Raw genomic sequence first — 22,892 nt, forward strand, 5'->3', positions numbered from 1 at the left:
ATAAAAGGAATGTATACAATGAATCCAATCTTAACAGCTGCAAAACAACTATTACACAAAGACGAAGTTATTATATCTACTTTAAATTGTTCACTTACTGGCTATATGATTACGCATAAAGTTCCGCATCCAGGCATGCTACTGGCTACTGATAGAAGGCTTCTCTTTTATGGAAAGTCTAAAAATACATTCATTGCCGAATTCGAGTATAAAAAAATTGTATCTATAGAAACGAAGAAAAGAATCTTTGATAAAAAAATAATATTTTACTATGAAGATGAATATATAACGTTGGGATACATTACAAGTTTAAATATTGAAGAGTTCTTAGACTTACTAAAAAAAATGCACAACTAGCTTAAACTCGTAATCAGTGGGGATTTCCCCGCTGATTCATTATTTTAACTCCTCCCACTTCGTCCACACTTCTCTCCCATTTATATGGTACATATTATCCTCTCGATCCATAAACCCGTGCACAATAAACTCACGTCTAATCGTACAGAAATCATTGTGATATTGTTTTATAAATGTATTAATTTCTTTTTCCGTATATTGATTTTCAGCATTTAATTTGCTAATTAAATGCTCCAACAATACTAGTTTTTTCTTCTTTTGACCTGGAATCGATTTTAGGCGGTCCTCTTTATCGAAAAAGTTACGAATGGTTGTATCACGAAATTTCATTTCACTTTCAGTCATTTTGTTGTCCTCCATCGGTTTTTATGCCATGAAACTTTATTATTTGTCCTTACTATTCTTCTTCATTCTTTCACTTACAACATCCATAAGGTAATACCCGCTAATTAGCACATAGTAAACTAAAAGTATTCCTAGTGCATCTTTCATATTTATATATTTTTCTTTATGAAACAAGATAGGTGAAAGGGCGTAAACAAGAAAGATGATTAGCGGATTTACGATAAAATAATAAGTAAGATTTCCTTTCATCATATCAACTCCTATGTACTATACTTCTGTTCAAATGGTTGCAATTCCTGTCCTTTTATTTAGCCCTACATTAAAATAAAAAAAGCACCAAAAAGGTGCTTTTTTCTACGCTTCAACTGATTGATTTTCCGCAATATTTCTAAATTGTCGTTTGTGCATCCAAGTTAAGGATGCAATTGTTCCAAGTGATAATACAACGATGAAAATCATGAGTACTCCTATGTTTTGCCACATGAAGTTAAAGTCTCCACTTGATACGACTGCTTTCAATCCTGATACAGAGTATGTCATCGGTAACCAAGCATTGAATGGCTGTAAAAACGTCGGAATCAATTCTAGTGGGAATGTCCCAGCACTTGTTGTAAGCTGAATGATTAATGTGATGATGGCGATGAAACGCCCTGCATCACCGAATGCTGTTACTAAACATTGAATTAATGCGATAAACGCTAAACTTGTAACGATGCTAAAGAGTATGAAATACGGAATACTTTGTACTTCTACACCTAATCCGAATAGTAATATAATATCTGCTACAATCGCTTGGATAATACCAACTGATAGTAGTACACCAAACTTACTAATAAACCAACTAAATCCAGATTTCGGAACGCCCACTGTATCACGTAATGGATATACGATAGATAATAGTAGCGCCCCAACAAATAAACCGAGTGATAAGAAATACGGTGTAAATCCAGTTCCGTAGTTAGGAACTTCCGCCATTTTCTCCGTCTTCACTTTTACAGGACTTGCAAACATATCATACGTTTTATCGGTTCCTTTTACTTCACCAGTTTTCTCTGCCCCTTCGCCAAGTTTCTCAGCAAGTTCACCGGAACCATCATTTACTTTTACGAGGCCATCCGTTACTTTTCCTGATCCGTCTGCTAGTTTATTTACGCCGTCGATTAGCTGGGTTGAGCCTGTTGACAATGTACTTAATCCTGTTGTCACTTGGCCAGAGCCATTTGCTAATTGCGTTATTCCGCCTGACATTTGACCTGCTCCTGCAGATAATGTATCTAAACCGCCTGTTACTTGGCTTGAACCATCCGCTAATTTCGTTACGCCTACAGATAATTGACCTAAACCGCCTGTTACTTGGCTTGAGCCATCTGCTAATTGATTTACACCACCTGCCATTTGGTTTGCTCCTACAGATAATGTACCTAAGCCTTCTGTTACCTTTCCAGATCCATCAAACAATTGATTTACACCATCAATTAATTGCCCTGATCCGTTTTTTAATCGATCTACACCTACTTTAGCATTACCTAATCCTTCACCTAATCCATGAAACTTACTTACAAATTCGCTTTGTGCATTCGTTAATTTTTTAATACCACTCGTTAAATTTCCTACATCTTCCGGATTCGGCATTTTGCTTTGCATCCCACTTGTCTTTTCACCGATTTCACCTTTTAATTGTTTTACTTCTTCATTTAATTTATTTGTTCCACCTGCTACTCCGGCAGCTTTTTGCTGAACTGTCGTTGTACTTTTTACGGCACTTGTTATGAATGGTTGTAACTGCTCTTGATATTCTTTTGGTAAACTTTCAATTTGCTTTTGTAAATTCGCTACATCTTGCGCTGCAGTTTTTGCATCTCCTGCTGTTGATTGCGTAAATTCATTTAACTGATTTACATTCGCCCCAGCACCATCTATTTTCTCATTTACTGTATTCAATATAGCAGGAACTTTCAACTGCATTTCCCCTAATCCTGCAACAGAGTTTTGTACTTTATTATTTAACTCTTGCAAACCCTTTTGAATCTCTTGAGAACCTTTCTCTAATTGACTTTGCCCTCCCGCAAGTTTTTCCATACCATTTGATAGTTCAGTTGTTCCTGTTTTTAATTCGCCTGTTTTACTTATCAATATGCTCAAACCGTTTGTTACTTTCTCAGATCCATCATGCAATTCACTAATTCCTTTTTTCATTTCATCGGTTTTACTATTTAACGTATTTAAACCGTTTGTTACTTTTCCGGAGCCATCTACTAATTTTCCGATACCGGCATCGCTATTTAATACATGTAAACCATCTGTTACTTTTCCGGAGCCATCTACTAACTTTCCGATACCTGTTTGCATCTCACCTGTTTTGCTATTTAACGTATTTAAACCTGCTGTCACTTTCCCAGATCCATCAAATAGTTTCCCAACTCCATCCTTCATCTCCCCAGACTTCCCTTGAAGTGTATGAAGGCCATCTGTCACTTTACTTGAACCATCGTGCAGCTCACTTGATCCGTCGTGTAGTTTATTTGCTCCTTCCGCCCCATCTGCTAATCCTTTTGAGACGTCTTGAATAGAATCAAACATTTTCTCTGCATATGTTTTCGTTAACGTACTTGATACTTCACCTTTAATTTTTTCAATTGCTGTTCCGCCAATTTGTGAAGATAAGAAGTTTAAGCTTTCGTTTGGAATGTATTCTAAGTTTAATGGTTTTGGATCATCTTTTAATAACGTTGTAGCGTTACTTGAGAAGTCATTTGGAATGCGTACTAGCATGTAATACTTTCTACCTTCCATTCCTTTTTTCGCTTCTTTTTCACTTACAAATTCCCATTTGAAACTTGTATTATCTTTTAAGTTATCAACGAGCCCTTTTCCGACCTCAATTGGTTTCCCATCAAATACTGCACCTTTATCTAAATTGACTACCGCAACTGGTAAATCATCTAACTGTTTATACGGATCCCAAAAGGCCCATAAAAACATACCTGCATATAAAATTGGTACGAATAATACCGCGATAATTGGAATTAATATTTTTTTACTTTTTATAATTTCAGTAAACTCTTTACGAAGCAACTGATTCCATTTCATCATTTCTCCCCCTTTTCTAAATGACCGAATTGTTCATTTGGTCATTTTCTCCCAAATAAAAAGGCTATACTTATTCATACATATGCCTTATCCCCGAATTTATACTATGCAACTTTTACTCAATATGAAATTACTATTTCTATTTTCCCTCCTTAAATTAAATATATGACCATTTTGTTCACTCGGTCACTTTTTATAATAATAAAAGGATTATCTTAGTTTGACAATCCTTTTAATAAATAAAGTTCAAATAATTCTGCGATTTTTTCTTTTTCTAGCGGTTCATGATTTTTTTCCCAATCAAAAATAAGCGATACGTATAAGCGAAGCATAATAAATGCTGTAATTTCTGGATCACATTTGCTAATTTCACCTTTTTCAATCGCAATCTTTAGATACGATTGAATGACAGAAACGATTTCCACATCTACTTGTTGCATCACTTCTTGTACTTCTTTCGTTCCCATATCGCGCTCTTCTTGAATTAACTTAATCATGAGCTGATGTTCTTTTCTGAATTCTAATATGCTATATAATGCTCTATGTACATTTTCAAAAAATGAAACATCTGAACGAATTGCATTCTCTGCAACTTGCTTCATTTCTGTAATTAAATTAGAAATAATTTCGCCAAATAGCTCTTCTTTATTTTTGAAAAAAGTATAAATCGTTCCTTTTCCTACATTCGCTAACTTCGCTACTTGATCCATCGTTGTTGCTTTATAACCGAACGCTGAAAAAGACTTTGTTGCAGCTTCAATAATAGAACGTTTTCGATCTATCGCCACATCGTCACCTCCAAAAATGACCAATTGGATAATATAGTCAATCAGTACATCTTTGATATTACCACACGCTTACATTGTATACAAGTTCTCTTTTTTATTATTTCCAGTATAAAAAAATTCCAGTCAAGTTATATAACACTGTCCATAGTGTATCAAAAAGAATGCTTATATGGAAAGCAAGAATATATTCATAATAATTGCTGGATAGATCACTCTAAAAATCTAATTAAATAGACAGTGTTCTTAAAACCAAAACTTTAAGAACACTGTCTTTTATTTTGACATAGAAAGTAATATTTTCTCCATCTCTTTCTTAGTTAGCTCATCACCGATTATCTCTTCGTATATCTTTGTATCTCTTGTAAAAATATCATTCACTATGACAATTTGATACTCACTATTCTTACCTTGTGCTGGTACAAACATTTTGAGCCCTTTTAACTTACCCTCTCCATGAGAAGATTTATTATAGACCATTCCTTTCCCGTCTAAACTATAACTTTCTAGATTCTCTTCTCCAGGCATCATGTAGTGTAGTGGATCCTTATTACTACCTGCATACATTCTTGACTGATAAATTGTAAAACCATATTTCCCTTTTTTATATTCTGATTTAATAACTAATTCTATATCTCTTCCAAAATATGAATCAGCCCATTCTCTCTTTAACTCATAACCTTCAGGTATATAAGCCGGCTGCTTAATTTGAAATGGCACATGATTTTTCGCTTCTTCTATAGTATATGTTAAAGATTTCTCCAGCTTTTCTCCAAGCGGTTTTAATGTCTTCTCAATAGTAGCTAGTCTTTCCTGATCAGCTTTCTTCAAGCGTTCAGGTTTATATTCCTTTGTATCTCCATCATAATTTTCAGGCACATTTTTCTTAACCATTGCTTTTTTACGAATTTCTTGGGCTTCCTTAAATAATTGAACATACTGCTCAAATTCTTCTTTTGTAAAATTCTTTTCTGCCAAATATAAAAAATCTGTATTCATTTTATATGACTTTATTGACATCCCCCATTCTCTACTTGCATTCTCCGGTGTGCCTAATACTGTTTCTATCGCTTCTTCAAAAGCCGCTTTAGATTGCTTTTTTTCTACAACCTTTTCTTTCTGTCTTTCATCCCCCTCAGTTATCCTTGCATTTAATAAAAATCCGCCTGCTATAGCTGCTATAGCAATAACTCCAAGTAAAGAAAGACGATACGATTTCTTTTGGAACTTTTTAATCATAACGATTCTCCTTTTTAATGTTCGTTTATTTCTACTTAAATTTGCTAGGCTTGGTGCTTGATAGGAATAATGTTCTAAAAGCGCAATAATTGTATGACCGTATGCAATTTGCTCCTCTTTATCTATAAAAGTAAGTGCATATGCATCACAGGCTAATTCTTGATCTTCTCGCATACAGAAATAGGCGTACCAAAGAATCGGATTGAACCAATTTAATAGGAGCAAACTGTACATAATCCAATTTACAGCTACGTCGTTTCTCTTAATATGAGCTAACTCATGGTAAAAGACATACTGTAATTGTTGCTCATTTAATACTTTCATATGTTTTTTTGATAGTAATACTTTCGGACGAAAGAAACTAAAAACAGTTGGACTCGCAATCTTTCCTGCTAAACGTAGTGAAACTGTCTTCTTCATTTTCATAGACTGCTTACAGCGATTAAACACTGTAGCGACCTGTTTATCCGTAATATCCGGTTGTTTTTTTATGTAAGAATATAAACGTCTATTTGTAATAAACGTTATGACTGCTAATATGATCACCCCAGCTAACCAAACATATAGAGCAACTTTGTATAAAGACAATGCAGTCTGTTGTTCCGAACTCACGTTTACTTCAGGTTCACTATTTTTTGTCACAGTTTCAGCATTTTGTTCTAATTCCACTGTATGTTGCATCTCGTCATTCACTGTATTCTCAGGTGAAGGTGTATTTTTCTGAATAACTTCCGACACACTAGAACTATAAGAAAGTAATGAATAAATACTATAAGAACTATCTGGTGACCATGGTAAAAGGAGTCTTATCATTAGTACGATCCACAGCATATATTGCCATCGGGGCGTTAATTTATTTCTAAATAGTACTTTTATACATAAAATAAATCCAACTAATATGCTAGCCATAAGTGACGTTTCTATAAGCCAATCAAAAAAATGAGGAAGGTATACATTTATAAGCATATCTATCATTTTTATCTATCCTTCCTCTTGTTCTCCTCTGTCTTCTCATCTAAAATGCGTTTCAGTTCATTAATATCTTCTGAAGACAATTTTTCCTCTTTTAAAAAATTAACAAGTAATGGCTTAAACGCTGCGCCGCAAAAACGCTTTAGCAAAGATTTCGTTTCAACTTGCAAATAATTATCTTGTGATACTAACGGATAATAAGCATACATGCGCCCTTTATCTTGATGGTAAGAAACAGCTTCCTTTTGTACTAACCGATTAATTAATGTACGGATTGTTTTCGGTTTCCAGTCCATTGCATCTTCTAGTTCTTCTATAATTTCATTCGCTGTTTGTGGAGAGTTTGACCAAAGTACTTTCATAATTTCTAATTCCGCTTCAGATATTTTAGGTAATTGATTTGTCATAGATATTTCACTCCTCAGTATTACGTTTGTAATCTACAATTAAGATTACAAACGTAATACTTAATTGTCAACCATATTTTAGAAAATATAATTTTAGTTAAACCTTACTTAACGACAACGAATTTCCCTTTTTTCAAATAATCAAATAAAAAACCAAGAAAATGTTTACATTTAATAGTAATATAGAAAATAGACAAGTTTATCAAAATAGTGGAGGCTTTTTCAGTCATGATGCGTGCGCTTCGTTTAAATATAAAGCAAGCTTTTTGTAGTCGTATTTCTTTAATTATGATGTTTAGTGGATTCGTTCTTATTTGTATTTATCACTATTACTATGTCATTCGTTATTTAGGAGACGCAGCGAATGGTCCTATATCAACAGATATAAAATGGATTGGATTTCGCGACAATGAAATGGATGTTTATTTATTATTAATGCCAGTTATTGCGAGTATCCCCTTTAGTACAAGTTACAATTCGGATAAGTCAGATGGTTTTAAACCGTTTGTGAGCAAGGGGATTTCTATATTTCCTTATTCAGTAACGAAATATATCGTTACGTTTTTTTGCGGAGGATTTCTTTATACGCTTCCATTTATTTTATCGTTATTATTTTGCAAATTAACCATTCCAGACGGAACACCTACGGCTGGTTCAGGCATCATAAATGATGATGGAATGTTCGCAAACCTATATTTAGATGCGCCTCTCACTTACATTACCGTATATATCGGAATTAATTTTTTATTTGCAGGTTTAATGGCCCTTTTAGGACTTGCTGCATCTGTATGGTCACAAAAGGACTATATGGCAATTCTCTTTCCATTTGCAGTTGCCTCCATTCCGTACGTCCTGCTAAATACAATACTTCCTTCAATAGGCGGAGCACCTATTCATTTATATGATCCGAAACAACCATTACAAGGCATGTCACCGTACATTTTAATGATGCAATGTACTTTCTTCCTTCTCGTTAGCTTATTTATGTATATACAAGGAGTAAAGCGGGATAGAAAAAAATATAGAAGAAGAATACAAAAAAGAGAACGGTGTAGAAAAGCATTTCAAGCAATTTCAAACTAAATCGTTGAACGAATAAGAGCGTAATTCCCTAAGCTAGCTTAGAGAATTACGCTCTTATTCTCAGTTACATCTATCAACCTTCTATTTTCTATACTCATATAATCCTCCCCCCCTTTACGGCGTACCTGCCAATCCCCATAAAATAACGACTACCGCAAAGTACATCGCTTTAATACCTACAACTAAACATAATGAAATAATTGCATATTTACTTAATTCCCTCCTTGCACCTATTAAAGTAAAAATCACTGCCAAACTAAACGTTACATAGGACAAGGCTGTATGTATTAAGTTATACGTAAGGTCTAAATTTTGAGTAAGTCCTGTTACATCAGCTACAAATTGTAGCATGACGATCGTACTAAAAAAAATTGCAAGCTGATTTATTAATTTTCCATTTAACCATGCTTGCATCTTTAACCTCCTTGTTATAAAAAACTGAATTTTTAATTAATTTTAACATGATTTTTACAGAAAAAAAACGCTCAGTATATTTCTAAGCGTTTTTTACAACGATTTAAGAAGCTTTCTTCAAATCAATTTGAGCAAGTACTGGGTCGTGGTCACTTACACGTCCATGTTCTTTCATAATGTTTGAGTTTAAGTGTACTGGATCTACAATTGTGTGTGGTGCGATGTTGTTTGTTACTAAAATATGATCTAACACTTGTGCATTTCCTTCATGAATGTACGTGTAACGGTTCTCTTTTGGCACTGTGTTTAACATATTTTTCAAGATTGTTCCTTCTAGTGTTTTTACTGGTTTAGCGAACTCAAAATCGTTCATATCCCCTAACACAACAACTGGTGCATTCGTGTTCTTTTTCTGAATACCTTGTACGAAATTGTTTACTTCTTGTGCTAATTGAACTCGTTTTTCTTCACTCTTTAATACGAGCGGCTGCACTTTTCCAAATGGCGTTGCATCTCCTATTTTTGAGTTTAAGTGATTTGCAACGACAACAACGTTTTGTCCTTGGAATGTAAATTCTGCCGCAAGTGGTTTACGTGTACTTTCAAATAATGGGTTTCCGTCTCCAATGCGAACGACATTTTTATTAAGCAACTTCGGTACTGCTGCTAATTTCACTCGTGATGGGTTGTAGAAGAAACCGACGCGAATATTAGCTCCTGGTGCCCCCCCGTCTAGATTATTGTTCGGAGCAATTTCTACATACTCATACTTCGGTCCACGAATTTCTAAAACTGCATCAATGATACGTTTCGCGCTTAATGAAGCATCTGTTGTCCCGTCATTAATTGTTCCGTTATTATCTTGCATTTCCTCTACACCGATAATATCTGGCATTTTTAAATTGTATTTAATAGAATACGCTAACGCTTTTACTTTTTCATCTGTTGTTTCTTTTTTATTCGCCGAGAAGTTTTCAATGTTATATGTAGCAACTGTTAACTTATCAAGACGAGGCTGAATATTTGCCCCTACTTGCTTAAATCCACCGTCCACTACAGATGGTAATTCCGTTATTGGCGCAATGCGGAACGAACCGTAATCATATCCTACTACCCCTGTTATATCTCCAGTGAAAGTATCTCCTACTTTTGCTACATAATCGCGAGGTACTTTTACAGAAAGACGCTCTGGGTTTAATTGATTTTCATCTAATAAAGGTGTGCCATATTTCGTTACGACTTTATTTCCGCCATTTTCTACTGTTACATATAAATTTCCGTTTTTCTGAGGTGCAATAATTTTTGGCGTTGGCATCGTAACGCGCATACCTTCTATACTTTCATAAAAATCGATTGCATCTTCATTTGGATCAAATAAACCGAATGCATCATTATCGATAATTTGATCAGGGATTTTCACACCGTTTTCTCCAAGTACAATCGGCGCTGGTAAAGGTTGATCTTTTGCGATTACAGCAACGCGGCTCGCTTTAATTTCCGTCGTCGTTAAATCTGTGTCAAACCTTTCTGCATACCCAGGTCCAACATATTCTTCTACTTCTCCATCAACTTGAATAAGATCTCCTACCGCTACATTCGCATCTTTTTTGTATACGTACATACCTTCTGACGTAGCTGGATCATTATCTGGCTGGTTATCTTCTATATAAAAACCATTTTTATCAAGTGCTGTTACACCGCCTTCCACATTGTATACTTTCTTCCCTTTGTAAGGAGAAATATGTGATTTCCCTTGAATATCATGAATACGAACTGGTTCATTATTTACGATAATAAATGAAAATGTTGAAACCGCTGAAGAAGTAAGCCCTTCTTTCTCTGCGATTGCTTTAATCACACTATTTTCATTCACTACAATTTGTCCGTTATAACGAACGCTCTTGTTTGTAGGGTTAGAGCCATCTAACGTATAGTAGATTGTTGCTCCTTCTGTATTCGTTGTTAATGTTACCGCTGTTCCCTTCGCAACTTCTCCACTACCAGGCGAAGCTACTACATCGCTAACACGGTTTTGTCCTTCCCCTTGAAACTTATGAGCTGTTACCGATTTTAAACCTGGGCTACTAAAATATAATTCAAGCGTCCCTGTTAAACTAACTTTCTTCCCGATATTTTCAGGATGATCTTTCACGTTTACTGCCGCTCTCACATCACCTTTCGGCAACTGAACAGGCATGATTTTGTCTGGATTCGTTTCATTTGGCGAATCGGCAATTGCTACGTTTGTATCATCAAACTTAGCCGGATCTTTCGTGTATTTAGAAGGACTTTGCGTATATCCAACAATATACCCTTCCACTATCCCCTTCGTTTTCCCTTGCTGTTTAAATACTTGAATTGCTTTTTCTACTGACATAGAAGTCGTTTCTTCTGCTTGTACTAAAGCTCCAGTAAATGAAAGCAATAGTATGAATGATAAAAAGACACTTAGCAATTTCTTCACAGTCATTTCCCTCTCCCTATTTCATATTTTCTCAGCATTTCTATCATATCAAATGATTCGTTATATAGAATGATATTTCGACAAGTTTTACAAAAAATTAATCTAATTTACTCGTTTTCAAACTATAATACAAAATAATAATTTTACACCTTCTACGAATGCGAACTATAATAGTAGAGAGAGAAAACAGAAAATATCGAAATTAAATTGGCATGTAAAATGGATTCATTTGAATAGGAGTGATTGGATGGAAGTGCAAACAGAAACATACCGCGCAGCTATGAATGGAACATTAGAACGTCATTTTTCAGATATGATTGCCGTTATACCCACTAGAATTACGATTGAACAGTTAAAACAGCGGCTAGAGACTATCTCTACTAAAGTGGATGAATTAAAAATTATTTACAGTGATGAGACAAGCCTTATTGTTGAGTTACATATGGATGAAACAATCATACCGTATGAACTGCATATTGATGAAACGAGCGATCCAGAAGAATATAAAATGTACAATAGACAAGATTCTACAATCGTAAATCGTAATTTTGAAGATGCTGCTTATGGCACTGAAATTTTCGCTCGTACGCTATTTGTAGGCGATGTGCTGGACTGCTTTTTCCAGCAGTTACAGTTTTTATGGAACCTCGCTCCAGATTTGTTATTTGTAATCGATTCAAGTGCAGCAATGAAAGTAATATCTAGAAGCTATATTGAATATCACGTTGAAAATGAATTATTACCTGACATTCCTGACTTGTATGTTATTCATTCTGTTTATGAAGACGATAAAGAAGGTGAGCCTACGCAATATTGGTTTCATACACATGGCCTTTTAAGAGCAGGCGTAACAGAAATAGAATTAATTATTCCAAATCGCATTTCGTCCTACTACGGCATTGGTGATCTCTTTCAAACATTTGCTAATAATGCCGTTGAGAATGGACAAGTCCCTATGAATGAGCCTATCGTGATCGCGCATAGTCAGCAAGGTTCTATCCATACAGTAGCTGTTCCGTGGGAAAAGGGATTATCTTATATTGGGCATAAAACGAGTATGGATCAATTGTCTTCAATCGAGGATGAAGAAGTGAAACTACAACCAATAGATGCACAAAACGTATTCTTAGGCGGGATGGATGACCGAGATGAATACCATCAATCTCCGTCCGTTCTCTTATTCCAATTTAATACTTCAGAAGAATATATTGAAAGTTTTTTCAAAGAACACGAGGAAGCTACAGGGCTCATGTTCTATAAAACAAATAGTGAAACCGATCGTATGGCTTACAATGCGAAGAATACTTTCGGGTATTTCAGCAATATTTTTCACATTGAACAATCAAATGAAGATTTTCGTTTCCTTGCTAAGTTTGGTGTCTCCTACGAAGAAGGAAAAAGTGAACATATGTGGTTTGAAATGCAAAACATTACGGAAGATTTCATTCAAGGAATACTCATTAATGAACCATATTTTATAGAAAATATGAGTGAGGGAAATAGTTATCAGTTAGAGTTTGAAAACTTAACAGAATGGGTTATTTATGCGGGAGATGCCGTTATAAAGCCAAATAATTTATATATATTTATTGGCGAATAAGTATTTTATATAACAAAAGAAACGCCTTCAATATGATTGAAGGCGTTTCTTATATTTTATTGTGCGAGTAATTCCGTCTCCATTACTTTCTCCAAATGAGATAGTACACGCTTTGCGGCTTTCTCACCTTGATCAATACAGTCCGGAAGACCAGAACCAGCGTAAGAACTACCTGCCAAGTATATACCTGGCAACTCTTTTTCCATAAATGTTGTGAGTTTCTTCATTCGCTCGTTATGGCCTACTGTATATTGGGGCATCGCTTCTTTCCAGCGACTTACGACTGTAAACTCAGGATCCTCTGTAATATCCATCGTCTTTCGTAAGTCTTCTAGTACAAGCTGAACGAGTTCCTCTTCTGTTTGTTCTACAACTGCTTCATCACCAGCACGACCGACGTAACAACGAAGAAGCGTTTTTCCTTCTGGCGTTGTATGTGGCCATTTTTTATGTGTCCACGTACATGCTGTAATTGTGTAGTCGCTATTTCGAGATACGACAAACCCTGTGCCGTCAATATCGCGCTGAATGGCTGATTGCGGGAAAGCCATTGCCACATTTGCAACTGATGTAGACGGAATGTTGCGGAAGAAACGAAACTGCTTGTACTGCGCGAACATAGATGGCAATACTTTATGTGAGCTTGCCACTACGACCGCGTCCGCTTCTATTTCTTTTCCGTTACTAAGAGTAATCGTATAAGCATCACCAAGTTTTGCAATTTTTTCAATGCGTGTTCCCTTTATTATCGTACCTTCATGTATCTTCGCTTCGAGAGATTCTACGATAGATTCTAAACCTGTTTTCACTGTTTGGAAGATTCCTTTTTTCGGTTCAGATGTCTCTTCTTTCGGAGCAAGCGTACGCATGCCCAGTGAAATACTGCGATGTTTCTGCTCAATTTGATACATTTGCGGGAATGTTGACATTAAGCTCATTTCATCAATATCCCCTGCATAAATACCCGATAGTAATGGTTCTATTAAATTTTCAACCACTTCGTTGCCGAGGCGATGTCTGAAAAAATGCCCGAGTGATTGGTCAGATACTGGCTTTGATCTCGGCATTAATAGATCAAAACCAGCTCTTAGTTTACCAATTGGGGAGAACAGCCTGGAAAATAGAAACGGCGTAATTTGCGTTGGAATTCCCATCATCGATCCGCTCGGCATTTTATGTAACCGATTGTTTACGAGGATAAATGATTGACCGGCCTTATTATTTACAAGTTCATCACCAAGACCTAATTCTCGCGCCAGTCTAGAGGCACTTTCTTTTCGTGCTAAGAAAGAATCCGGTCCGCGTTCAATTGTAAATCCATCTTTTCGAACGGTTTGAATTTTCCCGCCAAGTTTACCCGATGCTTCTATAAGTAATGTATCGATCGGCAAGTTCTTGTCATGAATATCTTTTTGCAAGTTATACATTGTTGTTAATCCTGTGATACCACCGCCGATGATTACAACTTTTTTCCTCAAGCATGCTCCCCCTTTCTTTTTACAATACAGATTCTTTTTTCTTTAATACAACATCTGTTAAGCAATCAATGAATGCGTCCGATGCATTTGGCATTTCTGGACGATAATATTTTGCACCAATTTCATCTGTTACAACTTTACACTCAAAGTCATTGTCATATAAAACTTCTAAATGCTCCGCAACAAATCCAACTGGTGCATATACGAATGAAGTATAACTGTACTTTTCATTTAATTCTCTCGTTAAATCTTGTACATCTGGACCAATCCAAGGATCTGGTGTGTTTCCTGCACTTTGCCAACCTACTGCATAGTTTGCTACTTCAGCACCTCTTGCGATATAGTCAGCTGTTTCATTTAATTGGTCTGGATATGGATCGCCAAGTGCGATAATTTTTTCTGGTAAGCTATGTGCAGATACGATTAATACTGCTTTTTCACGCTCTGCTTCTGACATACCGTTATATATACCTTTCACTGCATCAACCCAGTACTGAATGAATTTCGGTTCTTTATACCAGCTATCAATGCCGTGAATCGTTAAGTTTCCAAGTTTCTCTGCTTCTTCTTGTGCTCGTCCTACATACGATTTCACGCTAAATGTAGAATAGTGCGGCGCAAGAACTAGTGCGATTGCATCTTGTATACCGTCGTTATGCATATCTTTCACTGCATCTTCAATGAACGGTTCGATATGTTTTAAGCCAAGATACATATGGTACTCTACTTCATCTTGTACTTCATTTAAACGCTGTTCTAACTTTTTAGCTTGCTCTAATGTAATAGTAGCTAAAGGAGAAATACCACCAATTGCACGGTAACGCTCTGTTAAATCTTCTAGCATTTCAGGACTTGGCTTTCTTCCTCTACGAATATGTGTATAGTAACGTTCAATATCTTCTTCTTTATATGGCGTTCCGTATGCCATTACAAGCAAACCAATTTTCTTTTTCATACAGCAATGCTCCTTTACTTCGCTAACTGCCCTTTAGAGTATTCATGAATAAATGTAGTTAAACGTTTTAATGTATCTGGATTTACTTCTGGGAATACACCGTGTCCTAAGTTAAAGATATAACCAGGCTGTTTCATCCCTTGATCTAAAATACCTTTTACATGTTCTTCAATAACAGACCATGGCGCAAGTAAGAATGAAGGATCCATATTACCTTGTACCGCCTTATGAACGCCGCGTGCGCGCGCCTCTTCGATCGGTAAGCGCCAATCTAAGCCTACTACATCAAGTGGTAAGTCGTTCCATTCATTTACTAAGTGTGCAGCTCCTACGCCGTGCATAATCATCGGTACACCCATCGGGCGAACTTCTGCAAAAATACGCTCCATTGCTGGTTTAATAAATACGCGGTAATCTGCTACATTTACAGTTCCAACCCAAGAATCGAAAATTTGAACCGCTTTTGCTCCTGCGTTAATTTGCGCTTTTAAATATGTAATAACCATATCTGCTAGCTTATCCATTAAAGCGAACCAAGCTTTCGGCTCTGCATACATGAACGCTTTCGTATTATGGTAATTGCGAGATGGACCGCCTTCAATCATATAGCTCGCTAATGTAAATGGAGCCCCTGAAAAACCGATTAACGGTACGTCTAACATTTCTGTCGTTAATAAACGAATCGTATCTAATATGTAAGGTACGTCATCTTCTGGATTGATTTCCCCTAGTTTTTCTACATCTTGTAAAGAACGGATTGGATTATCAATAACTGGGCCAATACCTGATTTAATTTCTACATCCACACCAATTGCAGGTAGTGGTGACATAATATCTTTATACAGAATTGCTGCGTCTACGTTATATTGATCCACTGGTAACTTTGTAACGTAAGCACATAACTCTGGATTGTGTGTAATTTCAAATAAAGAATACTTTTCTTTTATCTTTCTATATTCCGGCTGCGAACGACCTGCTTGACGCATATACCATGCTGGTACATAATCAGTACGTTCCCCCCTACATGCTTTTAAAAATGTCTCATTTATAGTTCTTACCAAGACCCTTGCTCCCTTCCTTGCCAATGCTTTTGCTCTAAATACGTTCTATTCCGATATTTATCTTTTTTTACTATACAGCTTGTAAAAACAAAATGCATAACATTATGTACGTTGTTCATGAAATTGACACAAACATTCGTAAAACCGCTTACTATTTTCACAACATTCTTATTATAGCACAGAGAAAAACTATGGTTTAGCTACTTTTGACTTTTCTCCTTCACGTTTCGTTTGTGTGTTATATGGTACAACGTAAAAACTTGGTTTTGAAAAGATGTTAACGAACTTTTCCTCATATTCTCCGGCACCATTTACAGTGCCTACATGCGTATGAACTCCGTTTTCCACTCTATAAATACGATACATAATCCTTTCATCTGGAAGTGGTGTCCAGCTTAATTTTGCTTTAAATAAACCGAAAGGGCTAAACGCTAATTTCATTTTCACATCTTCAATCTTGCGCAAACGAATCGGAGCACCGATTGTTTCCACACCTTCTGGTTTCATAAACTGCTCTTTCTGTTCTACATTTGCCTTCGTTAAAATTTTCTTAAACAATTTCGTTGCTGACGCACTTTCTCCTTGCAACTGATGCTCTTTATCCGTACGGTCATAACCAATCCAAACAGCACCTACTAAATTTGGTGTATAGCCGACGAACCACATATCTCTAGCTCCATTATCGTCATTTGGCAAGGAAGTTGTACCTGTTTTCCCAGCTAACGCCCCGCTATATACACCGGCTTTCGCTGTCCCTTCCTTTACAACTCCTTCTAGCATTTTCGTCATATACCACGCCGTTTGTTTCGAGAATATTTTCGTTTCTACTTTTGGCGATTCTCCAATAACTGCACCGTGTCTATTTAACACTTTATCAATCACGTGCGGCTCAATAATAGCACCATTTGCTAAAAACGCACGATACATTTTTACAAGATCAAATGGTGAAACACCATTTTTCAATCCGCCAAGCGCTGTACTTAACCCTGCGTCTGCAATATGAACATTTCCTTTCTCTAAATATTGCTTTCCTTCTTCTACCCCTAACTCATTTAATAAAGAAACTGCCGGCACATTTGCTGACTCTAAAATCGCATCGTACATCGTCATTTCTTTCGAATATGAATGGTTATAATTTCGAGGTTCATAGCCTTCAAATGAATTTCTTTCATTCGTCAATAAAGAATACGGATTATACTTTTTCGTTTCGAGTGCTGGTGCATAGACGATAAGTGGTTTTAGCACAGAACCGGGCTGTCTTTTTGCGAAAATACGATTAAAGCCTCTCGGGACGTACTTTCTTCCGCCAATCGCCGCTTTAATTCCGCCCGTACGATTATCCATTAATAAAAAAGCACCTTGCGTCCCCTCTTCTTTCCCAGGGAAATTCCTTGCATCTTGAAACTGGTTATACGCTACCTTTTGAATCTTTTCATCCATCGGTACGACAAACGTATATCCTCCGCGCAGTACTTCTTGATGAGACAATCCGTATAAACGAGCTGCTTCATCTATAACCATATCAATATACGGCATATATGCGAGTTCATTCTCATCTAAGTTTTTATAAAGAGCAATGGTCTTTCCTTGATAACGTACGCTATCTTCGGCAGTCAAATAGCCTTGTTTATGCATAAGTGACAATACGAGATCACGGCGCTCCTTACTCTTCTCTGGAGAGAAATAAGGTGAATATCCATTTGGTGACTTCGGAAGACCTGCAAGCATCGCTCCTTCTTCTACTGTTAAATCTTCTACATTTTTATTAAAATACAACTTTGCTGCTGCTTGAATACCGTAAGCACCATGCCCAAAATAAATATGATTCATATACATTTCAAGAATTTGTTGCTTCGTATATTTTTGCTCTAATTGAAGGGAAATTGCGACTTCCTTCAATTTACGCGTAACGGTTTTTTCACGAGTTAAAAAAACGTTTTTAGCGAGTTGCTGCGTAATCGTACTACCGCCTTCGACCTTCTCTCCAGCTAATGTATCTTTATAAAGAGCACGGAATATAGACGGATAATCAATTCCTTGATGCTCATAAAAACGAGAATCTTCCACCGCAATAAACGCCTGCTGGACATGCTTTGGAATTTGCTCGACTGGTACGAGATCTCTATTTTCTACATATAATTTCGTAATCTCTTTCCCTTTCTGGTCAACGATACGTGATGAAGAGTGGAAAACGAGCTGCTTTTCATCCATCATATAGCCACCAGCTAACACAATAAGTTTATAAAGTACAATCGCTAATACTAGCGTTGCGAATCCACCTAATAAAGTCCACTTTACTTTCTTCATACATCGGCCTTCTTTCCAAATGATGGTACATTTATTATTTGAAAAAGAAGTATCTTTATGTATATAATCTTCGAAGTTTTTTAAGAGAGTTGATATAATAGAAACAAACCATTAAGGGGGCATTAAAATGAAGGCTATTATTTCATACGAAACACCTCTAGAACAAGCACATTTCACTGCAAAAAATAATGAAAAAAATATGTTTTATAAAGAAAATACAGAAGAATCAGTAGAATCAGCGCTTCAATATGACGTACTAGACGCTGTTGGAGAATTTAAAGGACAACCTGGCTATATCGTTTGTAACAACATTTCTGTAACAGATGAAGGTCGCCCAGTATTTGAAAACCGATTTAAAAACCGAGCAGGCCTTATTGAAAACGAACCCGGTTTCCAAGCAATCCGTGTTCTACGCCCATTAAGTAACGATACATATGTCATCTTAACGATGTGGGAAACGGAGCAAAACTTTAAAGACTGGACAGAATCACGTTCATTCGAAAACGCTCATAAAAAACGCCCTGCACAAGTGGAAGGACAAGCTCAGGCTCAGGCGCATCCACATGCAGAGCAGCAGAAAAGTATCTTCTCTCGTCCGTCATTTGTGACTACTTTTGATGTGTTAGTTTAAGGATTTTTGTACTGTGGTTTCTCCAAGGCTGCGGTACATGAAATTATATCAGCGATTTTTCGAATATATCGGCGCAACTCGAAATATATCAGCGATTTTTCAGATATATCAGCGCAACTCAAATTATATCAGCGATTTTTGAAATATATCGACTTATCGACAAATCACGACACAAAAAAGGAAACACCGTTACGCACCGGTGTTTCCTTTTTCTTTATACCAATTATATATGCGAAGTGCGTCTTCTTTTTGCATATGCTTCACTTTATATTTATGTCCCGCTACTGATACGACCGCTGTACATAGCTCATCTTTCTTTTGAAAATACGATTGATTGTATCCTACTGCTTGAACGTGCCTTCTTCGCATGATCCCCGTATATTTCGCAAGACCACGGTATACCATGACTAACTGATTGTCTCGTATCATATATCCGCCACTTGTATACCGAGCGTATGCAAGTAACGTAAATGCGATAAATAGTGGTATTAGCATGAATAGCGCCATATTTTGTTTGAAATATATACTCGTACCGATGATCGGCAGTGCGAGCACAGCACTTGTAATCCAGCCCATTATTACGTAACGACGTAATGCAGCCTTCGGTAAATGAACGATTTCCTCTTCCATTTCATACGGTAACTGCAAATATGTAAGTAACTGCTGGACATCTTTCTTTTTCATAAAAGGATGTAACATAACTTCATTTCCAGCTGCTTCTATACTTTGAATGACTTCCACTTCGACAGAGCAATAACCGAAAGGCTGGCGGAGAATTCCTTCTTTCACAGTAATCGCTTGAATGCGGTGTAGTTTTAAAACAAACTCTTTCTTATCAAATAACCCTTGTACGATGCGAATTTCATTTCCGTTTCGCTCTATTTTAAAGTTCGCATATTTTAACGCATAACCAGCTGTTGAAATGACCCACGAAACTGCCATTAAAATCGCGGCCATAACGATTAATTCATATACACCGTTATCCATCACATACGCTTCTACTTTATTGATGAGCCATTCTGGTAGAAATTGATTAAACTCTGTGTAAATAAGAAGTAATCCTGAAAACACTAATCCGAATCTACCAGACGTAATGGAAGCTGCTAAAATTTCTTTCATCGTTAACTGATAAATCGTCTTACTTTCTTCTGCCATGGGTACTTCTTCACTCGCAGCGCTTCTTTTTTTATTTAATAAAGCAATCAGTTCCTTCGCTTCCTCTTCTTTAATACCAGCTAACATCACTTCTGGCTCACTACCCCCGCCGGCTACTTCTATGTTTAGTTTCGTCAGGCCAAGTACTTGATAAATGATGTTAGAAGACGTACTAATATTTTGCACACGTTCTTTATTTAAGTAACTTTCTTTCTTCACAAAAACGCCGTGTTTAATATGTAAAATATTATTTTCAACCCAATACACTTTGAAATACCATTTTATCGCTGAGAAAATTGCCATAATAAATAATATGGCCAAAAGAACAAGATGAAAGAAATACCAAGGTTCTACTTGACCATCTGATCGAAATAAAACAAGAAAAATAAAAGGCAATAAACCCGCAATTCGAATACCTAATAAAATTGTGATCGGATGTTGCCTCTTATACATCCTCATCACTCACTTTCGCAAGTTCTCCAATTTGTCTTTTCAGCTGCTCTGCTTCTTCCTTCGTTAAGCCTGGAATACTATGAGAAGTTGCCGCTGTTGAAATATGTAATTCTGCTAAATTATACTTTCTCATAATCGGGCCTTGTTCAATCGTTACGTGCTGCACACGAATCATCGGAATAAGTACGCGTTTTACAACGAACATTCCCTTTTGTATCTCAATCTCTTCTTCATTTAATCTGTAACTATAATAACGTTGACGTAAATTTGGAAACACGAAATAATCAAGCGGGATAAATGTAATAGCGCCTGTTACTAGCAAACCAAACAACCAGCCCCACCAGTTAAAATTGATCATAAAAAAGAAATACGCAATTACGACTGCTAGTATAACTGCCGCCCCAATTAAAGCGTGGATTCGCCACACTTTCAGCATATTAGAATGAATCTCCCTTTCTAACGGCTGCATCTCATCACTCCAATTATATGAATGTATTAATTATATATTAGTTGGTATATACATATTTGTAAAATTACCCCACGTTAACGGGCAGTAAAACTCCCAAAAAATTTCAGCTGGAGCAAAGAAGTTAGGTGGGCTATCAACTGCCCGTAAACGTCCGATTGGTGAGGGCTAATAATCAGTGGGGATGAATCTCCCACTGATTAAAGTTTCACTTTATAGTTTTCTACATCGTATCCATTACTTCTTTAAAATTCCCTTCATTAATCGAATACACTTGAAACTGAATGTAATCTATTTCATTCGTATTCGGACGGGCATATGGCAAAATGTTAAATTTAGAAGCAGATCTTCCTAACATATCTACAATCATTAGAGAAACGTCAATATATTCGAAGTCTACACGGAATACTACCACTTCTCCCGTAAATTCATAATCTTTAATCGCATCATAAGACTTATTCGCACTAATTAACATTACTTTTAGTAGTTGGTTCAAATTTTCCGGTTTAAAATTAATCATATACGCAGCTCCTTTTTTTCAATAAAACACTATGAAAACAGTGTAATCTTATACTTTCATAGCTTTACACATCAATTATATAAAAAATAAAGCTAGTTTTTTATATATTTTTTGATATAATTACATACGGGAAACGGGAAGAATTTTGTCTTCCCTTGTGTTTTTATTTGCATCTAGTACTTTTGCTAGATGCTTTTTTTATGCTAAAAAAGGTACCCTCATATACTTTGAGGATACCTTTTTCATCGATTTAGTGCATTTCAATAATCGTACCATCTTCGAATACTTTGAATACGCCAGTAAATCCTGATCCAGCTGCGCCTTCTATTTTATATGTCGTACGCACTCTAATTTTATAATATTTCTTTCCATTTTCTACTTTTGTATCTTCTAGCGTGTAATCATATTCTTCTTTATATTCATTTTTGATATATTCTTTAGCTTTCTCAAAATTAAATGCATTTTGATTCTTTCCTGTCTCAGTTTTTCCGTTCTTTTCTGTTGCTACCTTTTGATTCGTTACTACATTTGTTTTTTGTGCCTTCGCTGCTACTTCACTCTTTGAATTTTTTTCTTCTTCATTAATTTTAGTAACTAATCCTACTGCTTTTTTATTATATTCTTCAAGGTTCTTATTATCTTTTGTTTCTGCAACTAACTTATTTAATATCTCTTTCGCTTGTGCATAATTTTTCTTACTTATTAACTCTTCACTTTTCGCCAATTGCTCACTATACTTCTTTTTTTGTTCTAACACAGCTAGTAATGCTGTTCGTTCTTCCTTTGCCTGCTTTATAAGTGTATTATTCCCATCCTTCATGTTCTCTACTTTTTCAAATGACTTGATTGATTCTTCTACCTTTGTTTCTTCTTTTAACTTCACTGCTTCAATCATTATTTTCGTTTGTTCTACAAGCACCATTACATCTGAATCGTCTTGTTTCTCATCTAGCGCTTTTTCAAATGATGATAAGGCATTTTTATATTCTTTATTCGTTAACGCGGTCTTCCCTGCATCCATTTCTTTTTCAAAATTCCCATTACTACATCCAGCTAACATTAAACATGTAATTCCAATTACCGTTAATAACTTCCTCATTCTTTCTCCCC

At 36.1% G+C, this 22,892-nt stretch carries 20 protein-coding genes; 4 read left to right on the top strand and 16 right to left on the bottom strand.

Annotation, left to right across the window (positions count from 1 at the left end):
- The first annotated feature begins 9 nt into the window (after positions 1–9).
- Entirely contained in the window at positions 10–357 is a 348-nt protein-coding gene (locus tag QCI46_RS22110; protein WP_353841392.1) for a PH domain-containing protein, read from the top strand.
- 39 nt (positions 358–396) lie between these two features.
- On the opposite strand, the gene QCI46_RS22115 is transcribed toward QCI46_RS22110, so the two are convergent.
- The 6 genes from QCI46_RS22115 to QCI46_RS22140 form a co-directional block, all read right to left on the bottom strand.
- Positions 397–702 carry a DUF2087 domain-containing protein gene (locus QCI46_RS22115; RefSeq protein WP_353841393.1) on the bottom strand — a complete coding sequence of 102 codons (306 nt, stop codon included), beginning with the start codon at positions 700–702 and terminating at the stop codon, positions 397–399.
- Between the two features lie 39 nt (positions 703–741).
- Positions 742–954 carry a hypothetical protein gene (locus QCI46_RS22120; protein WP_353841394.1) on the bottom strand — a complete coding sequence of 71 codons (213 nt, stop codon included), beginning with the start codon at positions 952–954 and terminating at the stop codon, positions 742–744.
- 102 nt (positions 955–1,056) lie between these two features.
- On the bottom strand, positions 1,057–3,792 hold the full coding sequence (locus QCI46_RS22125) for a YhgE/Pip family protein (RefSeq protein ID WP_353841917.1): 2,736 nt from the start codon (positions 3,790–3,792) through the stop codon (positions 1,057–1,059).
- Positions 3,793–4,007: 215 nt separating this feature from the next.
- Positions 4,008–4,580 carry a TetR/AcrR family transcriptional regulator gene (locus QCI46_RS22130; RefSeq protein ID WP_000963378.1) on the bottom strand — a complete coding sequence of 191 codons (573 nt, stop codon included), beginning with the start codon at positions 4,578–4,580 and terminating at the stop codon, positions 4,008–4,010.
- A gap of 273 nt (positions 4,581–4,853) precedes the next feature.
- A complete protein-coding gene (locus tag QCI46_RS22135) occupies positions 4,854–6,791 on the bottom strand; it encodes a M56 family metallopeptidase (protein ID WP_353841395.1) in 1,938 nt (645 codons plus the stop codon).
- Between the two features lie 2 nt (positions 6,792–6,793).
- Positions 6,794–7,195: a BlaI/MecI/CopY family transcriptional regulator gene (locus QCI46_RS22140; RefSeq protein WP_000184503.1), complete on the bottom strand. Its 402-nt coding sequence runs from the start codon at positions 7,193–7,195 to the stop codon at positions 6,794–6,796.
- A 228-nt stretch (positions 7,196–7,423) separates the two neighbouring features.
- Here QCI46_RS22140 and QCI46_RS22145 point away from each other — a divergent pair, with 228 nt between their 5' ends.
- Complete coding sequence (locus QCI46_RS22145) at positions 7,424–8,278, top strand: hypothetical protein (protein ID WP_353841396.1); 855 nt, start codon at positions 7,424–7,426, stop codon at positions 8,276–8,278.
- A 114-nt stretch (positions 8,279–8,392) separates the two neighbouring features.
- Here the strand turns inward: QCI46_RS22145 and QCI46_RS22150 are convergent, their stop codons facing one another.
- Complete coding sequence (locus tag QCI46_RS22150; protein WP_353841397.1) at positions 8,393–8,692, bottom strand: hypothetical protein; 300 nt, start codon at positions 8,690–8,692, stop codon at positions 8,393–8,395.
- A gap of 103 nt (positions 8,693–8,795) precedes the next feature.
- Positions 8,796–11,162 (bottom strand): DUF6359 domain-containing protein, encoded by a 2,367-nt coding sequence (locus QCI46_RS22155; protein ID WP_353841398.1) that lies wholly within the window; start codon positions 11,160–11,162, stop codon positions 8,796–8,798.
- 241 nt (positions 11,163–11,403) lie between these two features.
- Between QCI46_RS22155 and QCI46_RS22160 the strand changes: the two genes are divergently transcribed.
- The gene (locus QCI46_RS22160) at positions 11,404–12,756 is read left to right on the top strand and encodes a DUF4026 domain-containing protein (protein ID WP_353841399.1); all 1,353 of its coding nucleotides are present in this window, start codon (positions 11,404–11,406) and stop codon (positions 12,754–12,756) included.
- A 56-nt stretch (positions 12,757–12,812) separates the two neighbouring features.
- Here QCI46_RS22160 and hemY read toward each other — a convergent pair whose 3' ends face one another.
- From hemY to QCI46_RS22180, 4 genes are all read right to left on the bottom strand, one after another.
- Positions 12,813–14,234, bottom strand: a complete 1,422-nt coding sequence (gene hemY / locus QCI46_RS22165) for a protoporphyrinogen oxidase (RefSeq protein WP_353841400.1) — start codon at positions 14,232–14,234, stop codon at positions 12,813–12,815.
- A 19-nt stretch (positions 14,235–14,253) separates the two neighbouring features.
- Entirely contained in the window at positions 14,254–15,189 is a 936-nt protein-coding gene (gene hemH, locus QCI46_RS22170; protein WP_048545324.1) for a ferrochelatase, read from the bottom strand.
- A gap of 14 nt (positions 15,190–15,203) precedes the next feature.
- Positions 15,204–16,250, bottom strand: a complete 1,047-nt coding sequence (gene hemE / locus QCI46_RS22175) for a uroporphyrinogen decarboxylase (RefSeq protein ID WP_353841401.1) — start codon at positions 16,248–16,250, stop codon at positions 15,204–15,206.
- A 189-nt stretch (positions 16,251–16,439) separates the two neighbouring features.
- A complete protein-coding gene (locus QCI46_RS22180; protein WP_098087986.1) occupies positions 16,440–18,557 on the bottom strand; it encodes a transglycosylase domain-containing protein in 2,118 nt (705 codons plus the stop codon).
- 127 nt (positions 18,558–18,684) lie between these two features.
- On the opposite strand from QCI46_RS22180, the gene hmoB reads away from it, so the two are divergent.
- Positions 18,685–19,188, top strand: a complete 504-nt coding sequence (gene hmoB / locus QCI46_RS22185; RefSeq protein WP_353841402.1) for a heme-degrading monooxygenase HmoB — start codon at positions 18,685–18,687, stop codon at positions 19,186–19,188.
- Between the two features lie 189 nt (positions 19,189–19,377).
- Here hmoB and QCI46_RS22190 read toward each other — a convergent pair whose 3' ends face one another.
- The 4 genes from QCI46_RS22190 to QCI46_RS22205 form a co-directional block, all read right to left on the bottom strand.
- Positions 19,378–20,796: a PH domain-containing protein gene (locus QCI46_RS22190; RefSeq protein ID WP_353841403.1), complete on the bottom strand. Its 1,419-nt coding sequence runs from the start codon at positions 20,794–20,796 to the stop codon at positions 19,378–19,380.
- Positions 20,789–21,265 carry a PH domain-containing protein gene (locus QCI46_RS22195; protein ID WP_001182711.1) on the bottom strand — a complete coding sequence of 159 codons (477 nt, stop codon included), beginning with the start codon at positions 21,263–21,265 and terminating at the stop codon, positions 20,789–20,791. The genes QCI46_RS22190 and QCI46_RS22195 overlap by 8 nt, the downstream gene beginning before the upstream one ends.
- Before the next feature lie 220 nt (positions 21,266–21,485).
- Entirely contained in the window at positions 21,486–21,782 is a 297-nt protein-coding gene (locus QCI46_RS22200) for a protoporphyrinogen oxidase (protein ID WP_088062367.1), read from the bottom strand.
- 250 nt (positions 21,783–22,032) lie between these two features.
- A complete protein-coding gene (locus QCI46_RS22205; RefSeq protein ID WP_353841404.1) occupies positions 22,033–22,881 on the bottom strand; it encodes a hypothetical protein in 849 nt (282 codons plus the stop codon).
- Positions 22,882–22,892 lie beyond the last annotated feature (11 nt).

Origin of the sequence: Bacillus cereus group sp. RP32, assembly GCF_040459735.1 — a bacterium.
Lineage (GTDB): Bacteria > Bacillota > Bacilli > Bacillales > Bacillaceae_G > Bacillus_A > Bacillus_A wiedmannii.

What these genes read in the sequence shown, in the direction of transcription:
- QCI46_RS22145 (WP_353841396.1), top strand. Translation starts at nt 7,424, where the DNA reads ATGATGCGTGCGCTTCGTTTAAATATAAAGCAAGCTTTTTGTAGTCGT.
- hemH (WP_048545324.1), bottom strand. Translation starts at nt 15,189, where the DNA reads ATGAAAAAGAAAATTGGTTTGCTTGTAATGGCATACGGAACGCCATAT.
- QCI46_RS22120 (WP_353841394.1), bottom strand. Translation starts at nt 954, where the DNA reads ATGATGAAAGGAAATCTTACTTATTATTTTATCGTAAATCCGCTAATC.
- QCI46_RS22190 (WP_353841403.1), bottom strand. Translation starts at nt 20,796, where the DNA reads ATGTATAAGAGGCAACATCCGATCACAATTTTATTAGGTATTCGAATT.
- hmoB (WP_353841402.1), top strand. Translation starts at nt 18,685, where the DNA reads ATGAAGGCTATTATTTCATACGAAACACCTCTAGAACAAGCACATTTC.
- QCI46_RS22160 (WP_353841399.1), top strand. Translation starts at nt 11,404, where the DNA reads ATGGAAGTGCAAACAGAAACATACCGCGCAGCTATGAATGGAACATTA.
- QCI46_RS22200 (WP_088062367.1), bottom strand. Translation starts at nt 21,782, where the DNA reads ATGATTAATTTTAAACCGGAAAATTTGAACCAACTACTAAAAGTAATG.
- QCI46_RS22155 (WP_353841398.1), bottom strand. Translation starts at nt 11,162, where the DNA reads ATGACTGTGAAGAAATTGCTAAGTGTCTTTTTATCATTCATACTATTG.
- QCI46_RS22135 (WP_353841395.1), bottom strand. Translation starts at nt 6,791, where the DNA reads ATGATAGATATGCTTATAAATGTATACCTTCCTCATTTTTTTGATTGG.
- QCI46_RS22195 (WP_001182711.1), bottom strand. Translation starts at nt 21,265, where the DNA reads ATGCAGCCGTTAGAAAGGGAGATTCATTCTAATATGCTGAAAGTGTGG.
- QCI46_RS22150 (WP_353841397.1), bottom strand. Translation starts at nt 8,692, where the DNA reads ATGCAAGCATGGTTAAATGGAAAATTAATAAATCAGCTTGCAATTTTT.
- QCI46_RS22140 (WP_000184503.1), bottom strand. Translation starts at nt 7,195, where the DNA reads ATGACAAATCAATTACCTAAAATATCTGAAGCGGAATTAGAAATTATG.
- QCI46_RS22125 (WP_353841917.1), bottom strand. Translation starts at nt 3,792, where the DNA reads ATGAAATGGAATCAGTTGCTTCGTAAAGAGTTTACTGAAATTATAAAA.
- QCI46_RS22115 (WP_353841393.1), bottom strand. Translation starts at nt 702, where the DNA reads ATGACTGAAAGTGAAATGAAATTTCGTGATACAACCATTCGTAACTTT.
- QCI46_RS22205 (WP_353841404.1), bottom strand. Translation starts at nt 22,881, where the DNA reads ATGAGGAAGTTATTAACGGTAATTGGAATTACATGTTTAATGTTAGCT.
- QCI46_RS22110 (WP_353841392.1), top strand. Translation starts at nt 10, where the DNA reads ATGTATACAATGAATCCAATCTTAACAGCTGCAAAACAACTATTACAC.
- QCI46_RS22180 (WP_098087986.1), bottom strand. Translation starts at nt 18,557, where the DNA reads ATGAAGAAAGTAAAGTGGACTTTATTAGGTGGATTCGCAACGCTAGTA.